Here is an 18,624-nt window from a genome sequence, read left to right on the forward strand (position 1 = left end):
ATATGGCTGCCACACTTCGCGAAGTGCGCGGACGGATCCGTTCAGCGGGCTCGATCAAGAAAATCACCAAGGCCCAGGAGCTGATCGCGACGTCGCGCATCGCCAGAGCGCAAGTTCGCCTGGAGTCCGCCCGACCTTACGCTGTCGATATCACCCGGATGCTCACTATTCTGGCTTCCGAGGCCGTTCTTGACCATCCATTGCTCGTCGAGCGCGCCGCACCCAAGCGTGCCGGCGTGTTGGTGGTGTCCTCCGACCGTGGTCTGTGTGGCGCTTACAACGCTAACATCTTCCGCCGCTCCGAGGAGTTATTTTCGCTGCTGCGGGCGGAAGGCAAGACGCCGATACTGTACGTGGTCGGCCGTAAAGCGTTGAATTACTACACTTTCCGTAACTGGGGCATCGCTGAGGCGTGGACTGGCTTTTCTGAACAACCCAAATATGAGAACGCCGCCAAAATCGCTTCAGGGTTGGTCGATGTATTCATGTTAGGAAGCAGCGAGAGCGGTGCAGGTGTAGATGAGCTGCACATCGTCTTCACTGAATTCAAATCGATGCTGTCGCAGTCGACCGAGGCACGCCGGATGGCTCCGATGGTCGTGGAATATGTCGAGAAGTCCAAGCTTCCGCACACTTTGTACTCGTTTGAGCCAGATGCCACGACGCTGTTCGAAGCGTTGCTACCGCGCTACCTGACTACCCGCGTGTACGCCGCGATGCTTGAATCTGCGGCATCGGAGCTGGCTTCGCGCCAGCGGGCGATGAAATCGGCAACCGACAACGCGGACGATCTGATCAAGGCTCTGACGTTGGAGGCAAATCGTGAGCGACAAGCCCAGATTACCCAAGAAATAAGCGAAATCGTAGGCGGCGCAAATGCACTTGCCGATGCCCGCTAGGTAGTCCACCAGGAAGCGAAGAAATATGCCTACTACTAAGACGTCGAAAACGACCGTACAGACTGGAAGCACGGAAACCAGCGGTCGCGTGGTACGGGTCACCGGTCCTGTGGTCGACGTCGAATTCCCGCACGGTTTTGTCCCGGAGTTGTTCAACGCGCTGAATGCGAAGATCGCCTTTTCCTCGCTTGCTAAGACCCTCACGCTTGAGGTTGCGCAGCATCTCGGTGACAACTTGGTGCGCACCATCTCATTGCAGCCTACCGACGGGCTGGTGCGCGGAATTGAGGTCACCGACACCGGTAACTCGATCTCGGTGCCGGTTGGCGAGGGCGTCAAGGGTCATATCTTCAACGTGCTGGGGCACTGCCTGGATGAGCCCGGTTACGGAGAAGAGCTCGAGCACTGGTCGATTCACCGCAAGCCGCCTTCCTTCGAGGCGCTTGAGCCTCGCACTGAGATGCTCGAGACCGGCCTGAAGGTCGTGGATTTGCTGACTCCGTATGTGCGTGGCGGCAAGATCGCTTTGTTCGGCGGTGCTGGTGTGGGTAAGACGGTGCTCATCCAGGAGATGATCAACCGCATCGCCCGTAACTTCGGTGGTACGTCGGTGTTCGCCGGAGTGGGAGAGCGTACCCGTGAGGGCAACGACCTGTGGGTCGAACTTCAGGAAGTTAACGTACTCAAGGACACCGCACTAGTGTTCGGCCAGATGGATGAGCCTCCCGGCACCCGTATGCGGGTGGCACTGTCCGCGCTGACGATGGCGGAGTGGTTTCGCGACGAGGCGAGCCAGGATGTTCTGCTGTTCATCGACAACATTTTCCGGTTCACCCAGGCCGGATCCGAAGTGTCGACACTGCTCGGTCGTATGCCGTCGGCGGTAGGGTACCAGCCCACACTGGCTGACGAGATGGGTGAGCTGCAGGAACGCATCACCTCGACACGAGGCCGGTCGATCACTTCGATGCAGGCCGTCTATGTGCCTGCCGATGACTACACCGACCCGGCGCCGGCAACGACGTTCGCGCACTTGGACGCCACTACTGAGCTGTCGCGTTCGGTGTTCGCCAAGGGCATTTTCCCTGCAGTGGACCCGCTGGCGTCGAGCTCTACCATTCTCGACCCCGGTATCGTTGGTGAGGAGCACTACCGTGTGGCGCAGGAAGTCATCCGGATTTTGCAGCGATACAAAGACCTCCAGGATATCATTGCGATTCTCGGTATCGATGAACTATCTGAAGAAGACAAGCAATTGGTTAACCGAGCTCGGCGCATCGAGCGGTTTCTCTCTCAGAACATGATGGCGGCTGAACAATTCACCGGGCAGCCGGGTTCGACGGTGCCGGTGAAGGAGACCATCGACGCGTTTGACCGTTTGTGCAAGGGGGAGTTCGACCACGTGCCTGAGCAGTCCTTCTTCTTGATTGGTGGTCTCGACGACTTGACCAGGAAGGCCGAGAGCTTCGGCGCCAAGCTGTGACCCGGTCCAGCTAACAGCGAAAGGTGTTATGCATGGCCGAACTGAACATTGAGATCGTTGCTGTTGACCGAAAGATTTGGTCGGGCAAGGGCACATTTTTGTTTGCCCGCACCACCGCCGGCGAGATAGGCATCCTGCCTCGCCATATCCCCGTGGTGGCTCAATTGGTCGACGACAACATAGTGCGCATCGAACGGGAAGGCGAAAAAGATCTGCGTGTCGCAGTGTACGGCGGCTTTTTGTCGGTGACTGAGGCAAGGGTCAGCATTCTCGCCGAATCCGCCGAATTCGAGTCGGAGATCGACGGGAATGCTGCCAAGCAGGATGCTGAGTCTGACGACCCATGTATCGCCGCCAGGGGTCGTGCCCGATTGCGTGCCGTCGGCGCGATCGACTAGCCATCGATGAGCGCGTCCATGGTCGGCATGGTCGTGCTCGTCGTCACGTTGGGTGCATCGGTCCTTGCTCTGAGCTATCGATTATGGAAACTGCGTCAGGGCGGCACGGCTGGGATCATGCGAGACATCCCGGCGGTCGGAGGCCATGGCTGGCGCCATGGCGTAATCCGTTATAGGGGTGAGGAAGCCACCTTTTACCGGTTGTCCAGTCTCCGGTTGTGGCCAGATCGCCGGCTGAGCCGACGGGGTGTTGAGATTGTGGCTCGGCGTGGCCCGCGCGGCGATGAGTTCGATATTATGACCGACAAGATCGTCGTGTTGGAACTGCGCGATACGACGCAAGGTCGCAGGTCAGGATACGAGATCGCTCTCGATCAGGGCGCACTGGCTGCGTTCCTGTCGTGGCTGGAGTCCCGACCTTCACTGCGCACACGGCGTCGCAGCGTCTGAAGCAGCCTGTCCGGGACATTTAAGTACTCGAACGGGCCTGCCCAAGGCGTGACGGTTTGGTATTCGTACTCTTCGGGCTGCACATCTCGCACTGTTTCGCCGAATTGTCAGCGATGGCCGTTGAGGATCCGCGACAGTGCATTCTCGTTCGTCGTACACGTGGTCGGTGGAAGGCTTTAACACCCTGGCTCCGGCAGCCACGGTCCGCTCAAACTGGGTGTCCACGTCATCGACCCGGACCTTGGTGACGTGTGTCACCGTGTTAGCTTTGGATGGTTGTTGTTCGCTCCGCATATCGGCTACGGTCATTGCGCCGTCTGCGACGATATACAGCTGTGACCGGTGGTTCTCGTTGATCCACGTCTTCTCAAACGAAGCCGAAGGCCATGGTGAGTTACTAGATCGCTGCGCATATGCCCGGCTAGACGAGTGCGGGATAACGGTCGCCGGAAGAATCGGCCGATTGTTTTTCAAGGTAATCCTTCTGTGTTGCTACAGCTTTTGCCAATCAACCGCCCGGTCGCCACAACACATCATTGCCTGTATTGGCCACCCGTGACAAGATAAAGAGCAGATCCGACAGTCGGTTCAGGTATTTCGCGGGTAAAACACTGACCACTCCCGGGTGAGCGTCGACAGCGGCCCACGCCGACCGTTCGGCTCGACGCGCCACGGTGCGAGCGACGTGCAATAGCGCTGACAACGACGAACCACCTGGTAACACAAAAGAGTTCAGTGTTGATAACGGTTTGTTATATGCGTCGCACCACTCTTCAATCCGATCAATGTATGCTTGGGTGATTCGTAGCTGGGGATGTTTGGGATTTCCCGCCGAGTCTTGCGTGGGGGTGGATAGGTCTGCGCCGGCGTCGAACAAGTCATTTTGGATCTGTTTCAGTACACAAGTGATTTCTTGGTCGGGATCCCCCAGGGCAAGTGCGACGCCGATCGCGGAGTTGGTTTCGTCGCAATCCGCGTACGCCACGAGACGAAGATCGGTTTTCGCGACCCGTGAGAAATCGCTCAACCCCGTCGTCCCGTCGTCGCCGGTTCGTGTGTAGATGCGGGTAAGATGTACTGCCATGACCAAACGGTACTCGGCTGACTAGCAGATACCGCTTCACTAGACTAACCCGGGTGGCAGAGCGATTCGTGGTGACCGGGGGCAACCGGTTGTCAGGCGAAGTCACCGTCGGAGGTGCCAAAAACAGCGTCCTCAAGCTTATGGCCGCGACGTTGTTGGCCGAAGGCACCAGCACGATCAGCAATTGCCCCGATATCCTCGATGTGCCGCTGATGGCGGAGGTGCTGCGGGGCCTAGGCGCCACTGTCGAACTCTATGGCGACGTCGCCCAAATCACCTCGCCTGACGAACCGAAGTACGATGCTGACTTTGCTGCCGTGCGGCAGTTCCGGGCTTCGGTCTGTGTGCTGGGGCCGCTGGTCGGCCGGTGCAAACAAGCCCGGGTCGCGCTTCCGGGTGGTGACGCGATCGGATCGCGTCCGCTAGATATGCATCAGGCCGGCTTAAGGCAGCTGGGAGCACGCTGCAATATCGAGCACGGATGCGTGGTTGCTTCCGCAGAAACATTGCGTGGCGCTGAGATTCAGTTGGAGTTTCCCTCAGTGGGCGCTACCGAGAACATCCTGATGGCCGCTGTCGTTGCTGAGGGTGTGACCACAATTCACAATGCGGCGCGGGAACCCGACGTAGTCGACCTGTGCACGATGTTAAACCAGATGGGCGCACAGGTCGAAGGCGTGGGTTCGCCGACCATGACGATCACCGGCGTCCCGCGGCTCTACCCGACTGCGCATCGCGTAATCGGAGACCGGATTGTGGCCGCTACGTGGGGCATTGCTGCTGCCATGACCCGCGGCGACATAGCGGTGACTGGCGTTGATCCTGCTCACCTCCAGCTGGTGTTGCATAAATTGCATGATGCGGGTGCTACCGTAACCCAGACGGACAACAGTTTTCGCGTGGCCCAGTACGAGCGCCCGAAGGCCGTCAATGTTGCAACCCTGCCATTTCCCGGTTTTCCGACCGATTTGCAGCCAATGGCGATCGCTTTGACTTCGATCGCTGATGGCACGTCGATGATTACGGAGAATGTGTTTGAGGCACGATTTCGATTTGTCGAAGAGATGATCCGTCTGGGCGCTGATGCCCGCACGGATGGGCACCATGCCGTTGTACGGGGTCTTCCACAACTCTCAAGCGCGCCGGTCTGGTGTTCGGACATCCGTGCTGGCGCCGGTTTGGTGCTCGCGGGACTTGTCGCTGATGGAGACACCGAGGTCTACGACATTTTCCACATCGATCGCGGGTACCCATTGTTCGTGGAGAACCTGGCGAATTTGGGAGCAGAGATTGAACGAGTATGCGTATGAGGCACTCCTCGTCTGGCCCCGACTGACACTGCCATCAACCATAAGATTATCAGACATTTTAAGGTGATGGAACGCCGGGGCTTGACTCCTCTGCTGGATCTGTATTAGCCTTGCCACGTTGCTCCAAGATGGGCAAAGTTATAGTGTGAAGTGTTGTTTGAGAACTCAATAGTGTGTTTGGTGTTTGTTGTTGTATGTGACTACATCTAAAACATTCCTCGTGTGTATTAGGTGTAGTTTATTTTTAAATGTTTTAGAAGCCAATTTTGGCATTTTGTCAGGCATCTCTAATCAAAGTACAGAAGATTTTCCTCATTTAGTTTAGTTGATGGAATTTTTTGTTTGGAGAGTTTGATCCTGGCTCAGGACGAACGCTGGCGGCGTGCTTAACACATGCAAGTCGAACGGAAAGGTCTCTTAATACTTAAACCTATTAAAGATACTCGAGTGGCGAACGGGTGAGTAACACGTGGGTAATCTACCCTGCACTTCAGGGATAAGCCTGGGAAACCGGGTCTAATACCGGATAGGACTTCAAGGCGCATGTCTTGTGGTGGAAAGCTTTTGCGGTGCGGGATGGGCCCGCGGCCTATCAGCTTGTTGGTGGGGTGACGGCCTACCAAGGCGACGACGGGTAGCCGGCCTGAGAGGGTGTCCGGCCACACTGGGACTGAGATACGGCCCAGACTCCTACGGGAGGCAGCAGTGGGGAATATTGCACAATGGGCGCAAGCCTGATGCAGCGACGCCGCGTGGGGGATGACGGCTTTCGGGTTGTAAACCTCTTTCACCATTGACGAAGATCTGGGTTTTCTCGGATTGACGGTAGGTGGAGAAGAAGCACCGGCCAACTACGTGCCAGCAGCCGCGGTAATACGTAGGGTGCGAGCGTTGTCCGGAATTACTGGGCGTAAAGAGCTCGTAGGTGGTTTGTCGCGTTGTTCGTGAAATCTCACGGCTTAACTGTGAGCGTGCGGGCGATACGGGCAGACTGGAGTACTGCAGGGGAGACTGGAATTCCTGGTGTAGCGGTGGAATGCGCAGATATCAGGAGGAACACCGGTGGCGAAGGCGGGTCTCTGGGCAGTAACTGACGCTGAGGAGCGAAAGCGTGGGGAGCGAACAGGATTAGATACCCTGGTAGTCCACGCCGTAAACGGTGGGTACTAGGTGTGGGTTTCCTTCCTTGGGATCCGTGCCGTAGCTAACGCATTAAGTACCCCGCCTGGGGAGTACGGCCGCAAGGCTAAAACTCAAAGGAATTGACGGGGGCCCGCACAAGCGGCGGAGCATGTGGATTAATTCGATGCAACGCGAAGAACCTTACCTGGGTTTGACATGCACAGGACGCGTCTAGAGATAGGCGTTCCTTTTTGGCCTGTGTGCAGGTGGTGCATGGCTGTCGTCAGCTCGTGTCGTGAGATGTTGGGTTAAGTCCCGCAACGAGCGCAACCCTTGTCTCATGTTGCCAGCACGTAATGGTGGGGACTCGTGAGAGACTGCCGCGGTCAACTCGGAGGAAGGTGGGGATGACGTCAAGTCATCATGCCCCTTATGTCCAGGGCTTCACACATGCTACAATGGCCGGTACAAAGGGCTGCGATGCCGCAAGGTTAAGCGAATCCTTATTAAAGCCGGTCTCAGTTCGGATCGGGGTCTGCAACTCGACCCCGTGAAGCCGGAGTCGCTAGTAATCGCAGATCAGCAACGCTGCGGTGAATACGTTCCCGGGCCTTGTACACACCGCCCGTCACGTCATGAAAGTCGGTAACACCCGAAGCCAGTGGCCTAACCCTCGGGAGGGAGCTGTCGAAGGTGGGATCGGCGATTGGGACGAAGTCGTAACAAGGTAGCCGTACCGGAAGGTGCGGCTGGATCACCTCCTTTCTAAGGAGCACCACGAAAAACACTCCAATGGTTTAGGGTGTAAGCCGTTAGGGGTTCTCATCTGTAGTGGACGAGAGCCGGGTGCGCAACAGCAAATGGGTATCCAGACACACTGTTGGGTCCTGAGACAACACTCGTCTTGATTTGAGTGTTGTGCCTCATCTTGATGGTGAGGTGTGGTGTTTGAGTATTGGATAGTGGTTGCGAGCATCTAGATGGATGTGTTGCCAGCATGTAGTGGTGACGTATTCATTGAGAATGTGTATTTTTCTTCTTTGGTTTTGTGTGTAAGTAAGTGTTTAAGGGCGCATGGTGGATGCCTTGGCATCGAGAGCCGATGAAGGACGTGGGAGGCTGCGATATGCCTCGGGGAGCTGTCAACCGAGCGTAGATCCGAGGATTTCCGAATGGGGAAACCTAGCACGAGTGATGTCGTGTTACCCGTATCTGAATATATAGGGTGCGGGAGGGAACGCGGGGAAGTGAAACATCTCAGTACCCGTAGGAGAAGAAAACAATTGTGATTCCGCAAGTAGTGGCGAGCGAACGTGGAATAGGGCTAAACCGTATACATGTCTAACTAGGTAGGGGTTGTGTGTGCGGTGTTGTGGGAGTGGTAAGTCTCAGCTCTACCTGGCTGAGGGGTAGTCAGAAAGTGTCGTAGTTAGCGGAAATGGCCTGGGATGGCCTGCCGTAGACGGTGAGAGCCCAGTACGCGAAAACTTGGCACCTACCTTGTATCAATTCCCGAGTAGCAGCGGGCCCGTGGAATCTGCTGTGAATCTGCCGGGACCACCCGGTAAGCCTAAATACTTCTCGATGACCGATAGCGGATTAGTACCGTGAGGGAATGGTGAAAAGTACCCCGGGAGGGGAGTGAAATAGTACCTGAAACCGTGTGCCTACAATCCGTCAGAGCCTCCTTGTGGGGTGATGGCGTGCCTTTTGAAGAATGAGCCTGCGAGTCAGGGATATGTCGCGAGGTTAACCCGTGTGGGGTAGCCGCAGCGAAAGCGAGTCTGAATAGGGCGTATCACGTGTGAGCGTGTGTAGTGGCATGTTCTGGACCCGAAGCGGAGTGATCTACCCATGGCCAGGGTGAAGCGCGGGTAAGACCGCGTGGAGGCCCGAACCCACTTAAGTTGAAGATTGAGGGGATGAGTTGTGGGTAGGGGTGAAAGGCCAATCAAACTCCGTGATAGCTGGTTCTCCCCGAAATGCATTTAGGTGCAGCGTTGCGTGGTTTACCACGGAGGTAGAGCTACTGGATGACTGATGGGCCCTACTAGGTTACTGACGTCAGCCAAACTCCGAATGCCGTGGTTTAGAGCGTGGCAGTGAGACGGCGGGGGATAAGCTCCGTACGTCGAGAGGGAAACAGCCCAGATCGCCGGCTAAGGCCCCTAAGCGTGTGCTAAGTGGAAAAGGATGTGCAGTCGCAAAGACAACCAGGAGGTTGGCTTAGAAGCAGCCACCCTTGAAAGAGTGCGTAATAGCTCACTGGTCAAGTGATTGTGCGCCGATAATGTAACGGGGCTCAAGCACACCGCCGAAGCCGCGGCACGCCCACCCTAGTAGGGTGGGCGTGGGTAGGGGAGCGTTCCTCATTCAGCGAAGTCTCCGGGTAACCGGTGGTGGAGGGTGAGGGAGTGAGAATGCAGGCATGAGTAGCGATAAGGCAAGTGAGAACCTTGCCCGCCGTAAGACCAAGGGTTCCTGGGCCAGGCCAGTCCGCCCAGGGTGAGTCGGGACCTAAGGCGAGGCCGACAGGCGTAGTCGATGGACAACGGGTTGATATTCCCGTACCCGTGTGTGTGCGCCCGTGATGAATCAGCGGTACTCACCACCCAAAACCGGATCGATCCATTCCCCTTCGGGGGCCGTGGAGGTTCGGGACTGCGTGGGAACTTCGTTGGTAGTAGTCAAGCGATGGGGTGACGCAGGAAGGTAGCCGTACCAGTCAGTGGTAATACTGGGGTAAGCCTGTAGGGAGAGCGATAGGCAAATCCGTCGTTCGTGAATCCTGAGAGGTGATACATAGCCGATTGAGGCAAATTCGGTGAGCCTCTGCTGCCAAGAAAAGCCTCTAGCGAGCACATATACGGCCCGTACCCCAAACCGACACAGGTGGTCAGGTAGAGCATACCAAGGCGTACGAGATAACTATGGTTAAGGAACTCGGCAAAATGCCTCCGTAACTTCGGGAGAAGGGGGGCCGGAATATCGTGAACACCCTTGCGGTGGGAGCGGGATCCGGTCGCAGAAATCAGTGAGAAGCGACTGTTTACTAAAAACACAGGTCCGTGCGAAGTCGTAAGACGATGTATACGGACTGACGCCTGCCCGGTGCTGGAAGGTTAAGAGGACCTGTTAACCCGAAAGGGTGAAGCGGAGAATTTAAGCCCCAGTAAACGGCGGTGGTAACTATAACCATCCTAAGGTAGCGAAATTCCTTGTCGGGTAAGTTCCGACCTGCACGAATGGCGTAACGACTTCTCAACTGTCTCAACCATAGACTCGGCGAAATTGCATTACGAGTAAAGATGCTCGTTACGTGCGGCAGGACGAAAAGACCCCGGGACCTTCACTACAACTTGGTATTGATGTTCGGTACGGTTTGTGTAGGATAAGTGGGAGACTGTGAAACCTCGACGCTAGTTGGGGTGGAGTCGTTGTTGAAATACCACTCTGATCGTATTGGACATCTAACCTCGAACCGTGTATCCGGTTCAGGGACAGTGCCTGGTGGGTAGTTTAACTGGGGCGGTTGCCTCCTAAAATGTAACGGAGGCGCCCAAAGGTTCCCTCAACCTGGTCGGCAATCAGGTGGCGAGTGTAAATGCACAAGGGAGCTTGACTGCGAGACTTACACGTCAAGCAGGGACGAAAGTCGGGATTAGTGATCCGGCACCTCTGAGTGGAAGGGGTGTCGCTCAACGGATAAAAGGTACCCCGGGGATAACAGGCTTATCTTCCCCAAGAGTCCATATCGACGGGATGGTTTGGCACCTCGATGTCGGCTCGTCGCATCCTGGGGCTGAAGCAGGTCCCAAGGGTTGGGCTGTTCGCCCATTAAAGCGGCACGCGAGCTGGGTTTAGAACGTCGTGAGACAGTTCGGTCTCTATCCGCCGCGCGCGTCAGAAACTTGAGGAAAGCTGTCCCTAGTACGAGAGGACCGGGACGGACGAACCTCTGGTATACCAGTTGTCCCACCAGGGGCACCGCTGGATAGCCACGTTCGGACAGGATAACCGCTGAAAGCATCTAAGCGGGAAACCTTCTCCAAGATCAGGTTTCTCACCCACTTGGTGGGATAAGGCCCCCCGCAGAACACGGGATTGATAGGTCAGGCCTAGAAGCTCAGTAATGAGTGTAGGGAACTGATACTAACTGGCCGAAAGCTTACAAACACACATCGCGACCACATAATGCAGATCCACTTTGTCGTGGAACACCACACCTCCCATCAGAACAAATTTAAACTAGAGTTACGGTGGTCACAGCGATAGGGAAACGCCCGGCCCCATCCCGAACCCGGAAGCTAAGCCTGTCAGCGCCGATGATACTGCCCATTCGGGTGGAAAAGTAGGACACTGCCGAACATAAACAAAAACACTTCTGCCAAAGGCGGTTTTGTCATTCCCTAGCATTTTGCGCACATGCCTAGTCGAGTAATGTCAGGTTTGCCGGCGCCTGGTCTTTCTCCAATTCGAGCAATGTAAGTTTCCGTTCGAGTCCGCCGCTGTAGCCGGTGAGCTGTCCGCTTGCACCAATCACGCGATGGCAGGGCACAATGACGGGGATGGGATTTCGGCTGTTGGCCAATCCCACGGCACGTGCGGCGCCAGGAGCCCCGACTTGTTTTGCTATCTCTCCGTACGACCGGGTTTCCCCGTACGGAATTGTCTTCAGGGCCCGCCAAACTCGCTGTTGGAATTCCGTTCCCCGTAAATCGAGCTCAATAGCGAATTCGTTAAGTTCACCGGAGAAGTAGGCGTCAAGTTGGCTGACGGCCTCAGCAAATGCATCGTCCTCGGGTAACCAGCCGACGCGACTGGGTTCGTAGGTATGGTCGACCATCCGTAGATTCGTCAGGACCGAACTGTACCCGGCTAGGGCCAACGGTCCGATCGGGCTGTCGACGATACGGCAATGAATCATGCAACCCCCTTCGGGATGTTCTTTAATGACCATTGGTTTACTGGATGGTTGAAGGGTGGTCCAGAGGTGTTGGGTGGCCTAGGAACGCTCGAGACGCCAACGTGCGCTGTGCTCGATGGGTGGTCTTTTCGTCCAGAGGCAGGCCTAGCTGTTGAGCGGGACGACCTTTCCGTAGGTTATGTGGGTGGACAAGGGTGCTTGGCGTCCGTTGTCGGCTCCTGGGGACCGCCAGGTGGATCGTATCGATGGTCCCGTTTTTCAAGTTTTTCACGAATAGCTCGATCGACGGGAAGGTATGGGTCAATGCGTCGTCGACATCCTGGACGGGCGCCCCTAAGCAGCAACCATCCCGCTTAGGTGAGTTCGCGCGACCTTGGTCGATACTTGTTAGTTTAATATCGCACGTACAGCAAGCTCGACTTCATTGACGGTGTGAAGGGATAAGTTTTCCGGGAGCCTTGGCTCTACCACTGGCCGCAGTGTTGGGTCGTCGGCGAGCGCTTCGACTACTCGTCGGGGTTGGTATCGAGGTCGAGCACGACAGGCATCGGACATGATCGACAACCAATGGTAAGATGATAAGCGCCCTGCCAGAGGTAAGCCGCCAGTAGCGGTCGGTACGCACCGTCGCCGACCTCTTCGTATATGGGTATGGCGCAGGTGTTCAGATGGCCGAAAGCATCCTGGTAGGCAAGCGATGTGCTGACGGGGATCGGTAGTGACACGGTTCCCGGTGAAGTGGCTGTAGCTTTCAAATCTTCGAACTGGACTGCTGCGCACTGGTGCAACATCGTCGGGGTACTTTCGAACAGCAGGTGTACGGTGTCGTTGAACTGTCGGATACCGGAAAACTTGGCAGCGAATGCGACATCACCAAACGACCGGTCTGTGGTTTCGATGAGCATTCGGGCGGCCGGGGTTCGTTGTGCGCGAGCTAGCGTGAGCAGGCCTGGCGGGCCGACCTTCGGTTTGCAAAAGCTGATGCAGCTGACGGGTGGTGTAATTTGACGCGGCTAGTTAGGCCGCTGCCGTCCTCACGGTCCTTCGTGCCGTCCGCGATTCTCCTCTGCTACCAACGTCACTACGTGCGTTCCATTCCGGGGAGGCTCGGAGACGTGTCGGGGCCGGTACCGCTTGCACGCGTGGCAGCCTGCTCGCTGGGCAACCGTCGCAGTCGGATAGAACCCCTCATGCTATGGGCGAACGGGGACCTGACCGGGCAACTGGGTTGGTAGTAGATCCGGGTCGTCAACACCGCGGTGACGAACCAGTCGTCGAACCGGGTGTCTCTGGATTGAACAACACGATATCAGCCGTTCGAAATCGTCATGCACGCTTCCACACTTACACCTAATCACCGGCAAAACTGGCGGAAAAACGACGTTGTCCCCGACGCGTCATGCGGCATCATGCGTGGTTCGTGTGGTGGACAACGCGGGACATGACGCAATCGTCGGAGCTCGACGTTGGGGCGTGAGATTTCGCGTCAGACGTTTTTGCGGAGTGTCGCCGGAGCACCACAGCCTCCGGCGCAGTTTTGGATCGAATTGAATCGGTTCAGGCTGGGTTCTAGCCGCTCCGAAAAGTTCCGGTTGAGAGGCTATTTCTGCCGCCCTCTGCGAAAAGCGTTGCGATCCGATGATGGTCCCCAAATTCGTAGCGGCCAAGCAGGTTTTCAATATTAGCTACAATGGTTCATGTTGGCGGTGATCGTCATCTCGACATCGACAGCGGACGTGCAAAAAGCGATGGTGTTCGCCGCTGCCCACCAGCTCAAGGTGCCGCACGCCCTGGGCGGGCTGGGTGTCAATTACCCGACATGTGGTCCTGCTCTGTGACTAATTGACGTTGGTGTCGGTGGTGCTGTTCAGCGGCCAGCTGGTCACCGTTTCCGCCACCCACAATCCCGACTTGCTTTGGGGGCGTTGCGCGGCAGTGGTGACGGCTACGTCGGGGTGACAATTTCGTTGATCTTTGCCGCTTTTCCTACCAAGGAGCTCGACGTGGTGAACCTCAATTTCCCGCCGCAGGCGTTCGCCCCAGCTCTTGTTCGGTTGGCAAAATCGGTTACGTATCGCCGACCGAAGCAACCGGTCACTGGCGAACGCCACCATCGACCTGCCGGGTACCGCATTGTTGTATCTGTGCGACTGTATCTTTGCGACCTGGCTGGTCGGGTGGCAGTCAGCGTAGCGGGCACCATCATTTCAGCCATTGGGGTGTAACATACAGCGGCTGAAAAACACACCTTGATAATTATTTGGACCTGGTCAAGTAGCTGGCCGTCGGGACTTCAACCCTTCACCTTTGTGAGAGGGTAGCCTTCCGATGTCTTTCTCACCGTCAACGCGGTGATCGCCTAAGCGATTGCCTTGGTTGTCGACGCATTTCCGCACGGCGTGTGCCGTGCATTGGTGCTCATGCACGCCCTAGATGGCGTGCTCGCTGGTGTTGTGCCGGGGGCCACCGTTTTCCGTGGTGCCGGCAATCTGCGCTGGTGTTGTGGTATGCGGAAACATCCGGGGACTCGTCAACAGTGACCAGCTGACGTTGCGGTACTTTGGCACGAATCCATCCCGGCTGAGTACTGTACGGCAGAAGTGTGATTTAGGTCCAGCCATGTTCTCCGGACTGGTTTTTGATGGCCTCGCCGCGTGTAAGCCAGGCGTGGCTGCTCAAACTTACCACGCCCAGTTGGATGGGATTATTGTGCCTGTGAAGCGTCACGGTCTAATTTAAACACCATTGGGCGCAATCATTTCGCTTGCACCTTGCAGCGCTATCGCTGTTGCTAATACCGGGACCGGGTGTGACTTGGCTAGCTCGCACAGTCGGTCAGCCTCGTTGACTGACTCGCCGATCACGGCGTGCTCAAATCATTCTTTGACGCCGACATTACTGGCTATGATCTGGCCCTGCCGCCACGCCGATGCCGGTCTGATACCCAGGCATTTCATTGGCCAAGACGGTCGGCAATGGTGCGAGCGGCGGCCAACACTTCGCCCTCGGGATGGTCGAGGTGATTCGGGGCCTCGAAGATTGCCAGCGACGTGTCACTCTCGAATTTATTGACCAGTCCATGGTAGCCGTTCACTTCTTGGAAGACGATCGTGAAAAACCGGTTGAGGCAAGGCAACCACATCGGTCGCAGGCCGGCTGGTCACCAAATGGGTTTAGCCGACGATATCGGGGAATACGATAGCGACATGGTGCTCTTCCCCGCCCAGCTTTGGTCGCTCGCTTTCCGTGGTTCCGGCGACTTCGCGCCCCACATGTTGGCTGAAAAGATCCTGCATGCGTTCGCGTTCTCGCAATCCATCGACCGTGGAATTGGGCCTACGCTGTAGCTCACCGATTCCGATGCTGTTGTCCTGCAAATCACCCTACTCGGTCCGCTTGCGTGCGGTCGCAGTCAGCCAGGCCAGGATTCACATCCGCAGAAATTGTCATGGTCTCACAATGCTTCTCAGCGCGAACCGTCGTGGCGGCGGTCCGGTCTTGAAGTGCCTGAGCGCCTACTGGGTGCAGCGTCAATCTGGTGAACAGGTAGAGCTGCCGATGCTGACCAACAGGTTGCACAAGCTCACTGCGAACAGGAAGCGCGGGATGACCAACCTGGTGTTTCCCAAGGCCATAGAGTGTCGTCAACAGCACCGCAACGACTCTGCACAGGATGAAGTTGGCGATCGCAACTCGCCATGGCATCCGGCACGTGTTGCGCTAGTCGTTGCGGCTGGATTTGCGCTCCATCGATTGCCCAGCGGGACCGGTACGGGCTCATCGGCTAACGATGATGTATGTGCCCAGGGATAAGGAAACCACGAAGTAGTCGTAGCTTATAACGAACGTGACCCACATCGGGGTGTATGTGAACACACGTGGTGCCTGTAGGGTAGCCGCAGCCCTGGATAATGTACCACCGATCCCGATCAGGTTCACGGTCACCATGTCGTAGGCTTTCCGACACCCAGCTAAACATCCAGAAGCTATACGCGGGGATTTTTCCAACTGGCCACTCTGACGAGTCATCGTGCTCGAACACCCGACCCAACTGTTGCGGCCCATGTTTTCGTGAGGTTTTAGGGGTAAAACTGGTGATGACAGCCTAATTTGTTGGCTACGCTCTAAGGTGAGTTGGGTGCGTCTAGTGATTGCCCAGTGCACCGTAGACTATCTTGGCCGGCTCACCGCTCATCTGCCGTCCGCGCGCAGGTTGTTGCTGTTTAAGGCGGACGGTTCGGTCAGTGTGCACGCCGACGACCGCGCCTACAAACCGTTGAACTGGATGAGTCCTCCATGCTGGTTGACCGAAGACGTCGTTGGCGCCTCGCCGGCCTGGGTGGTCGAGAACAAGGCCGGCGAACAACTGCGGATCACCGTTGAGGAGATAGAGCACGATTCCTGTCACGATTTGGGCGTGGACCCCGGGCTGGTCAAAGACGGTGTCGAAGCCCACCTACAGGCGTTGCTCGCGGAGCACGTTCAACTGTTGGGCGAAGGATACACGTTGGTCCGCTGTGAGTACATGACCGCGATCGGTCCTGTCGACCTGCTATGCCGCGATGAACAGGGTGGCTTGGTCGCGGTAGAAATCAAACGGCGTGGCGAAATCGACGGCGTTGAGCAGCTCACCCGCTATCTAGAGTTACTCAATCGGGACAGTGTCCTCGCGCCGGTAAAGGGGGTGTTTGCCGCGCAACACATCAAGCTGCAGGCGCGCACTTTGGCTACCGACCGCGGCATCCGTTGCTTAACATTGGATTACGACAAGATGCGGGGCATGGACAGCGATGAGTACCGGCTGTTCTAAAGTCGCCCGACTTAGATTGACGCCATGACTCGGCACCGTACATCGCCGCATGGGCAGCGACCAGTATCGCTATAACATCTTTTCTGCGCCGGGTAGGAAACAGGGCCTGACGGCTGCGAGTACGAAGTGCGCCTGATCGTTGCAGCCCGAGCCGGAAAAACCTATCGTTGTCCTGGGTGTGAGCACACAATCCGTTCTGGTACTGCGCATGTGGTGGCATGGTTGGCTGATTCACGGCAAGTCGGTGTCGACGGTCGGCGAAATTGGCACACCCCCCCGTGTTGGGCTCATTGCGCTACCCGCGGTCCGATCCGAAAAAGGTTTTGAGTTTCTCATCATCAGGTAGCCGGCTCGACCAACTCGATCAGAACGCCGCCAGTATCTTTCGGGTGGATGAAGTTGATTCGCGCGTTCGACGTGCCCTGCCTGGGTGCATCGTAGACCAGCCGGACTCCCTGCGCGCGGAGTTGTTCGGTAAGGCTGTCGAGATCGCTGACGCGACAAGCCAGCTGCTGGATACCCGGTCCGTGTTTATCCAAGAACTTCGCGATCGGTGATGACTCGTCGGTCGGGGCCATCAACTGAATCTGGGCTGTGCCGATCGGGGCGCCTTGTGCCGATAGCATGGCCTCACGGATCCCCTGGTCGTCGTTAACTTCCTCGTGGACCAGGATCATCCCCAGGTGGTCGTGATACCAGGCGATGGCCGCATCCAGATCGGCTACCGCGATGCCTACGTGATCGATCGTTGTCACCAGAGCGGTAGCCCGCAGCTTATGAGTGTCGACTTGATCGGTCGTCATCAGACAACGGTAACCTGGCGGACAAGATTGCGCTTCTCCATCAGGTCGAATCGGCCTGCAAAGAGGACCCGGGAGCAGGACCAGGGGGTAGTCATGACGACATCGGTGATCGTTGCAGGGGCACGGACACCCATTGGTAAGTTGATGGGGTCGTTGAAGGACTTTTCTGCCAGCGATTTGGGCGCAATCGCTATTGCCGCCGCGCTGGAGAAGGCGAATGTAGCACCTTCCTTGGTGGAGTACGTGATCATAGGCCAGGTTTTGACCGCAGGGGTCGGTCAGATGCCGGCCCGGCAGGCGGCAGTAGCGGCTGGTATCGGTTGGGATGTGCCGGCGCTGACGATTAATAAGATGTGTCTGTCCGGTCTTGACGCCATCGCGCTCGCTGACCAGCTCGTTCGCGCCGGAGAATTCGATGTGGTGGTGGCTGGCGGACAAGAGTCCATGACGAAGGCGCCACATCTGCTGATGGACAGCCGGTCGGGCTACAAGTACGGTGACGTCACGATTGTGGACCACTTAGCCTATGATGGCCTGCACGACGTGTTCACCAATCAACCAATGGGCGCGCTCACCGAACAGCGCAACGATGTCGAAAAATTCACGCGCCAAGAACAGGACGAGTTTGCTGCCCGGTCGCACCAAAAGGCGGCAGCGGCATGGAAGGACGGCGTCTTCGCCGACGAAGTGGTTCCGGTGAATATTCCACAGCGCAAAGGTGATTCGCTGCAGTTCACTGAGGATGAGGGGATTCGCGCCAACACCACGGCCGAGTCGTTGGCCGGTCTGAAGCCGGCGTTTCGCTGCGACGGTACTATTACCCCAGGCTCTGCGTCGCAGATCTCCGATGGCGCAGCCGCTGTCGTGGTGATGAACAAGGACAAGGCGCAGCAGCTGGGGTTATCTTGGCTGGTCGAGATCGGTGCTCACGGCGTTGTAGCCGGACCAGATTCTACGCTGCAATCCCAGCCGGCCAACGCAATCAAGAGGGCAGTCTACCGCGAAGGTATCTCTGCCGAACAGTTCGATGTCGTAGAGATTAACGAGGCGTTCGCGGCGGTGGCGCTGGCCTCGACCCGTGAACTTGGCATCGCTCCCGAACTTGTCAACGTCAACGGTGGAGCGATCGCTGTTGGTCACCCCCTCGGGATGTCGGGAGCCAGAATAACGTTGCATATCGCGCTGGAATTAGCGCGTCGCGGTTCGGGTTACGGTGTTGCGGCTTTGTGCGGTGCCGGTGGCCAGGGTGATGCGCTGATTCTGCGGTCTGGTTAGCTCCGACTTGCGACCCACCTAGGGTAAATGATTTTTGTCACAAAAATGGTTTGGGGTGCCTGA

The 18,624-nt window shown here is 57.0% G+C and carries 16 protein-coding genes, 3 rRNA genes and 3 pseudogenes; 15 read left to right on the forward strand and 7 right to left on the reverse strand.

Annotated elements, in window-relative coordinates; all coding sequences use genetic code 11:
* Positions 1-2: 2 nt before the first annotated feature.
* Genes MLPF_RS07265 through MLPF_RS07280 form a run of 4 tightly spaced genes read left to right on the forward strand, consistent with a single transcriptional unit; the run spans position 3 to position 3,230 of the window.
* Positions 3-899: a F0F1 ATP synthase subunit gamma gene (locus tag MLPF_RS07265; protein WP_045842938.1), complete on the forward strand. Its 897-nt coding sequence runs from the start codon at positions 3-5 to the stop codon at positions 897-899.
* A gap of 25 nt (positions 900-924) precedes the next feature.
* Positions 925-2,382 carry a F0F1 ATP synthase subunit beta gene (gene atpD / locus MLPF_RS07270; protein WP_045842939.1) on the forward strand — a complete coding sequence of 486 codons (1,458 nt, stop codon included), beginning with the start codon at positions 925-927 and terminating at the stop codon, positions 2,380-2,382.
* Between the two features lie 32 nt (positions 2,383-2,414).
* On the forward strand, positions 2,415-2,780 hold the full coding sequence (locus tag MLPF_RS07275; protein ID WP_045842940.1) for a F0F1 ATP synthase subunit epsilon: 366 nt from the start codon (positions 2,415-2,417) through the stop codon (positions 2,778-2,780).
* Positions 2,781-2,786: 6 nt separating this feature from the next.
* Positions 2,787-3,230, forward strand: a complete 444-nt coding sequence (locus tag MLPF_RS07280) for a DUF2550 domain-containing protein (RefSeq protein WP_045842941.1) — start codon at positions 2,787-2,789, stop codon at positions 3,228-3,230.
* On the opposite strand, the gene MLPF_RS16230 is transcribed toward MLPF_RS07280, so the two are convergent.
* On the reverse strand, positions 3,201-3,704 hold the full coding sequence (locus MLPF_RS16230) for a VOC family protein (RefSeq protein WP_082082350.1): 504 nt from the start codon (positions 3,702-3,704) through the stop codon (positions 3,201-3,203). The two genes, MLPF_RS07280 and MLPF_RS16230, sit on opposite strands and share 30 nt — an antisense overlap.
* 34 nt (positions 3,705-3,738) lie before the next feature.
* Complete coding sequence (locus tag MLPF_RS07290; RefSeq protein ID WP_045842942.1) at positions 3,739-4,314, reverse strand: cob(I)yrinic acid a,c-diamide adenosyltransferase; 576 nt, start codon at positions 4,312-4,314, stop codon at positions 3,739-3,741.
* 53 nt (positions 4,315-4,367) lie between these two features.
* On the opposite strand from MLPF_RS07290, the gene murA reads away from it, so the two are divergent.
* The 4 genes from murA to rrf all read left to right on the forward strand — a co-directional run bounded on the left by murA (position 4,368) and on the right by rrf (position 11,114).
* The gene (murA, locus tag MLPF_RS07295; protein WP_045842943.1) at positions 4,368-5,624 is read left to right on the forward strand and encodes a UDP-N-acetylglucosamine 1-carboxyvinyltransferase; all 1,257 of its coding nucleotides are present in this window, start codon (positions 4,368-4,370) and stop codon (positions 5,622-5,624) included.
* 339 nt (positions 5,625-5,963) lie between these two features.
* Positions 5,964-7,511 (forward strand): 16S ribosomal RNA (locus MLPF_RS07300).
* Positions 7,512-7,800: 289 nt separating this feature from the next.
* Positions 7,801-10,922: ribosomal RNA gene (locus MLPF_RS07305) — 23S ribosomal RNA — on the forward strand.
* A gap of 79 nt (positions 10,923-11,001) precedes the next feature.
* A 5S ribosomal RNA gene (gene rrf, locus MLPF_RS07310) occupies positions 11,002-11,114 on the forward strand.
* The 16S, 23S and 5S rRNA genes sit together here, the layout of an rRNA operon.
* Positions 11,115-11,175: 61 nt before the next feature.
* On the opposite strand, the gene MLPF_RS07315 is transcribed toward rrf, so the two are convergent.
* The 3 genes and pseudogenes from MLPF_RS07315 to MLPF_RS17350 all read right to left on the reverse strand — a co-directional run.
* Complete coding sequence (locus MLPF_RS07315; RefSeq protein WP_045842944.1) at positions 11,176-11,673, reverse strand: methylated-DNA--[protein]-cysteine S-methyltransferase; 498 nt, start codon at positions 11,671-11,673, stop codon at positions 11,176-11,178.
* 506 nt (positions 11,674-12,179) lie between these two features.
* On the reverse strand, positions 12,180-12,578 hold the full coding sequence (locus MLPF_RS07320; RefSeq protein WP_050039059.1) for a helix-turn-helix domain-containing protein: 399 nt from the start codon (positions 12,576-12,578) through the stop codon (positions 12,180-12,182).
* A 176-nt stretch (positions 12,579-12,754) separates the two neighbouring features.
* A pseudogene (locus MLPF_RS17350) lies at positions 12,755-12,931 on the reverse strand (hypothetical protein); the annotation flags it as partial.
* 439 nt (positions 12,932-13,370) lie between these two features.
* Here MLPF_RS17350 and MLPF_RS07325 point away from each other — a divergent pair.
* The 3 genes from MLPF_RS07325 (at position 13,371) to MLPF_RS07335 (ending at position 14,213) form a co-directional block, all read left to right on the forward strand.
* Positions 13,371-13,511 (forward strand): hypothetical protein, encoded by a 141-nt coding sequence (locus MLPF_RS07325; protein WP_236684974.1) that lies wholly within the window; start codon positions 13,371-13,373, stop codon positions 13,509-13,511.
* Between the two features lie 78 nt (positions 13,512-13,589).
* Positions 13,590-13,898, forward strand: a complete 309-nt coding sequence (locus MLPF_RS07330) for a hypothetical protein (RefSeq protein WP_050039060.1) — start codon at positions 13,590-13,592, stop codon at positions 13,896-13,898.
* A 147-nt stretch (positions 13,899-14,045) separates the two neighbouring features.
* Positions 14,046-14,213, forward strand: a complete 168-nt coding sequence (locus MLPF_RS07335; protein ID WP_237817275.1) for a hypothetical protein — start codon at positions 14,046-14,048, stop codon at positions 14,211-14,213.
* A 190-nt stretch (positions 14,214-14,403) separates the two neighbouring features.
* Here MLPF_RS07335 and MLPF_RS17355 read toward each other — a convergent pair.
* A pseudogene (locus tag MLPF_RS17355) lies at positions 14,404-15,101 on the reverse strand (adenylate/guanylate cyclase domain-containing protein); the annotation flags it as partial.
* 70 nt (positions 15,102-15,171) lie between these two features.
* Here MLPF_RS17355 and MLPF_RS07350 point away from each other — a divergent pair.
* From MLPF_RS07350 to MLPF_RS07360, 3 genes and pseudogenes are all read left to right on the forward strand, one after another.
* On the forward strand, positions 15,172-15,486 hold the full coding sequence (locus tag MLPF_RS07350; protein WP_156147058.1) for a hypothetical protein: 315 nt from the start codon (positions 15,172-15,174) through the stop codon (positions 15,484-15,486).
* A gap of 325 nt (positions 15,487-15,811) precedes the next feature.
* Complete coding sequence (nucS, locus tag MLPF_RS07355) at positions 15,812-16,483, forward strand: endonuclease NucS (protein ID WP_045842957.1); 672 nt, start codon at positions 15,812-15,814, stop codon at positions 16,481-16,483.
* 96 nt (positions 16,484-16,579) lie between these two features.
* Positions 16,580-16,810 (forward strand): annotated as a pseudogene (locus MLPF_RS07360) (hypothetical protein); the annotation flags it as partial.
* An 11-nt stretch (positions 16,811-16,821) separates the two neighbouring features.
* Here the strand turns inward: MLPF_RS07360 and mce are convergent.
* Entirely contained in the window at positions 16,822-17,289 is a 468-nt protein-coding gene (gene mce / locus MLPF_RS07365) for a methylmalonyl-CoA epimerase (protein ID WP_045842958.1), read from the reverse strand.
* A gap of 90 nt (positions 17,290-17,379) precedes the next feature.
* On the opposite strand from mce, the gene MLPF_RS07370 reads away from it, so the two are divergent.
* Positions 17,380-18,561 carry an acetyl-CoA C-acetyltransferase gene (locus tag MLPF_RS07370; RefSeq protein WP_045842959.1) on the forward strand — a complete coding sequence of 394 codons (1,182 nt, stop codon included), beginning with the start codon at positions 17,380-17,382 and terminating at the stop codon, positions 18,559-18,561.
* Positions 18,562-18,624: the final 63 nt, after the last annotated feature.

This window comes from Mycobacterium lepromatosis, assembly GCF_000975265.2.
GTDB lineage: Bacteria > Actinomycetota > Actinomycetes > Mycobacteriales > Mycobacteriaceae > Mycobacterium > Mycobacterium lepromatosis.